General features: G+C 72.6%; 5 protein-coding genes. 1 reads left to right on the top strand and 4 read right to left on the bottom strand.

The window, feature by feature from the left end:
* The 4 genes from E1294_RS51550 to E1294_RS51535 form a co-directional block, all read right to left on the bottom strand.
* On the bottom strand, positions 1-414 hold a 414-nt coding region (locus E1294_RS51550), incomplete at its 3' end, for an NAD(P)H-dependent flavin oxidoreductase (protein WP_132520568.1).
* A complete protein-coding gene (locus E1294_RS51545; RefSeq protein WP_181958690.1) occupies positions 411-1133 on the bottom strand; it encodes a CoA-transferase subunit beta in 723 nt (240 codons plus the stop codon). The genes E1294_RS51550 and E1294_RS51545, both read right to left, overlap by 4 nt.
* Positions 1123-1935, bottom strand: a complete 813-nt coding sequence (locus E1294_RS51540; RefSeq protein ID WP_132520565.1) for a CoA transferase subunit A — start codon at positions 1933-1935, stop codon at positions 1123-1125. Before E1294_RS51540 ends, E1294_RS51545 begins: the two co-directional genes overlap by 11 nt.
* Positions 1932-2660 (bottom strand): enoyl-CoA hydratase family protein, encoded by a 729-nt coding sequence (locus E1294_RS51535; RefSeq protein WP_132520562.1) that lies wholly within the window; start codon positions 2658-2660, stop codon positions 1932-1934. The genes E1294_RS51540 and E1294_RS51535 overlap by 4 nt, the downstream gene beginning before the upstream one ends.
* 47 nt (positions 2661-2707) lie before the next feature.
* Between E1294_RS51535 and E1294_RS51530 the strand changes: the two genes are divergently transcribed.
* A partial coding sequence (locus tag E1294_RS51530; protein WP_132520558.1) for an SDR family NAD(P)-dependent oxidoreductase occupies positions 2708-2852 on the top strand: 145 nt, incomplete at its 3' end.

The raw sequence follows: 2852 nt of genomic DNA, 5'->3' as shown, positions 1-2852 counted from the left end.
TCCCTGCACGATCACCGCGTCGGCCCCCCACCCGGCCACCTTCTCCGCGTGCCGGAGCGCCCCCACCGACGGGATCGTCACCACGCCCGCGTCCTTGAGCCGGGCGATCAGCTCCCGCTTGGGCGCCATGGCGAACGACGCCACCCGTACGCCCTCGCGGACCATCACCTCGGCCCGTTCGGCGGCGTCGTCGGCGTCGGAGCGAATGTTGACCCCGAACGGCGCGTCCGTGCGCTCCTTCACCCGCCTGATCGCGGCGGTCATCTCGGGCACGGACATGGTCGCCGCCCCGATCACGCCCAGGCCGCCCGCCCGGGAGGTGGCCGCCGCCAGCCGGGCGCCGGCGACGTACCCCATGCCGGTCTGCACGATCGGATGCCGGCAGCCGGTCAGTGAGGTCAGGGCGGTCCTCACGCGGCGACCTCCCGGTCGCGCGAGCGCGCCGGATCGAGCCGGTCGAGGACGAGCAGCTCCTCATCGGACGGCTCCCGCGTCCGGGGGACGTCCGGGGGGATGTCGAGATCGAACCCGGTCGCCGCCACCACCTCGTCCACGCTCACCCCCGGATGGACCGACACCAGCCGCATCGACCCGTCAGGTGTGCCGAAGTCCAGGACGGCCAGGTTCGTCACCACCCGCCGCAACGCGAACGCCCCGCGGTCGGTGCCGAGCCCGCTGACCATGTCCACCTCGGGCACGAACACCCGGGGGGAGTGCCGGGGGATCCAGTAACTCGTCGGGTCGCACCGCGTGTTGCCCGGCGCGCCCCGCACGCCCAGCAGTTGCGCCTTGGGCCTGGCCCAGTCGCCGATGCAGGAGATGTTCGTATTGCCGTACCGGTCGATCTGGCTCGCCCCGAGCATGACGTGGCGGCGGCCGTTCAGCACCAGCCACAGATGCTCGCGGAACGGCAGCCACCCCTCCACCACCTCCGGCGCCTCGCCCAGCGCGGGCACGTCGCCGGTGAGCAGGCAGGTGCCGTCGTGCGTGAGCAGGTCCGGCTCGAACGTCAGCCGCGCCAGCCGCGCCGCCAGCACCGTGACCGCCCCGCCGATCCCGGCCGCCAGGATCTCCCCGTCGCCCCTGAACGCCTCCGCGCACGCCACCACGCACACATCAGCCCTACCGCTCATCGGGCCGCTCATCGGGCCGCTCATCGGGCCGCTCATCGAACTCCTCCCATGGCGTCTCCGCGTAGCGCCGCTGGAGCGCCTCGTCGCGCCCGTAGTCGGGCTCGCACGAGGTGAACCCGGCCCCGCCGGGCGCCTCCACGACGCCCGTGACCATCGACCGGCTGATCAGCAGCGACTGCAGGGGGCCCTCCTTGAGCAGGTTGTCCACCACCCGCTCGCACGACACGTAACACCGCGCGGCCGCCTTGGCGTAGAGGTCGTCGAGGTACGGGTCGGGACCCAGGTACTGCGCGTTGCCCCGCGCGTCAGCCCGGTTCATGTGCACCAGCGCCACGTCCATCGTCAGCGCCGGGACCGCGACCAGTTCCTCCCCGTCCGCGTACGGTGACCGGACCGTCCGCAACCCCGGGTTGACCCGCATCACGTCCGACCCCAGCCCCGCCCGCGTCGGCAGGAACGGCAGCCTGTGCGCCGCCGCCAGCAGCCCGAACATGAACATGCCCTCGTCGTACTCGGTGAACTCGATCGCCCCCGCCTGCCTGGCCCGGCGGAAGTGCGGCTCCAGCGGGATGGAGTCGAGCGTGACGAACGGGGCCACGACCCTGCGCGCCTTCCCCGCCGCGCAGAGCATGCCGACGTCGGGGCCGCCGTACGAGATGAGCGTGAGGTCGCGGGCGGGGGAGCGGAGGATCGCGCGCACGAGGGCCATCGGCTTGCGGCGCGAACCCCAGCCGCCGATCCCGACCGTCATGCCGCTCTCCACCGAAGCGGCGACCTCCTCGGCCGTCACCACCTTCGTCATGCGAACCGCTCCCTGTGCCGGTCGCCCGCGCCCATCAGGTTCAGCTCGAAGGTGAAGCCCTGCTCGAAGCGGTAGCTGCGGTTGACGTCCACCGGGTCGATGCCGTTGAGCGACTCCTTGGCGCAGCGGATCACGTACGGGTCCTTCGCGGCGATCTGCTCCGCCACCTCGGTCGCCGCGTCGCGCAGCCGGTCGCGCGGCACCACCTCCAGCACCGACCCGAACGCGTGCAACTCGGCCGCCGTGGCGTTCCTGCACGTGTAGACCATGGCCCGCATCAGGTGCCGCGGCACGAGCCTGGCCAGGTGCGTGGCCGCGCCCAGCGCACCCCGGTCGACCTCGGGCAGCCCGAAGTAGGCGTCGTCGCTCGCCACCACCACGTCGGCGTTGCCCGCCAGCCCGACGCCGCCGCCCAGGCAGTGGCCGTGCACGGCTGCGATCACCGGCACCGCGCACCCATAGACCGCCGCGAACGCCGCATGACACGCCCGGTTCACCGCGACCAGCCGCGCGTGCCCCTTGGCGTCCCGCAGTTCCTTGATGTCGACTCCGGCGTTGAACCCGTGTCCCTCGGCACGCAGCACGACCACCCTGGTGCCCGGATCGCGGCCGGCCGCCCGTACGGCCTCGGCCAGTTCCTCCCAGGCCCGTACGGTCAGCGCGTTCACCGGTGGCACGTCCACGACGACCTCCGCGATCGGCCCGGCCCGCAGCGTGATCCCCAACCCGACTCCCTGGTTGCACCTAACGCTTGCTTGGTACGGTAGCACCCGTGACCGTGACTTACGACTACACGGGCAAGGCCGTCCTGGTGACAGGCGGCACCAAGGGGATCGGCGCCGCCATCGCCAGGGCCTTCCACGACGCGGGCGCCACCGTCACCATCTGCGCCCGCACCCCACCAGCCACCGAAGCGC

The sequence above is a fragment of the Nonomuraea diastatica genome (assembly GCF_004349015.1).
In the GTDB taxonomy this organism is placed as follows: Bacteria; Actinomycetota; Actinomycetes; order Streptosporangiales; family Streptosporangiaceae; genus Nonomuraea; species Nonomuraea diastatica.
This window is presented reverse-complemented; position numbering and strand designations above follow the sequence as displayed.

Coding starts and splice junctions, on each gene's coding strand:
- E1294_RS51540 (WP_132520565.1), bottom strand. CDS start 1,935: ATGACGAAGGTGGTGACGGCCGAGGAGGTCGCCGCTTCGGTGGAGAGC.
- E1294_RS51545 (WP_181958690.1), bottom strand. CDS start 1,133: ATGAGCGGTAGGGCTGATGTGTGCGTGGTGGCGTGCGCGGAGGCGTTC.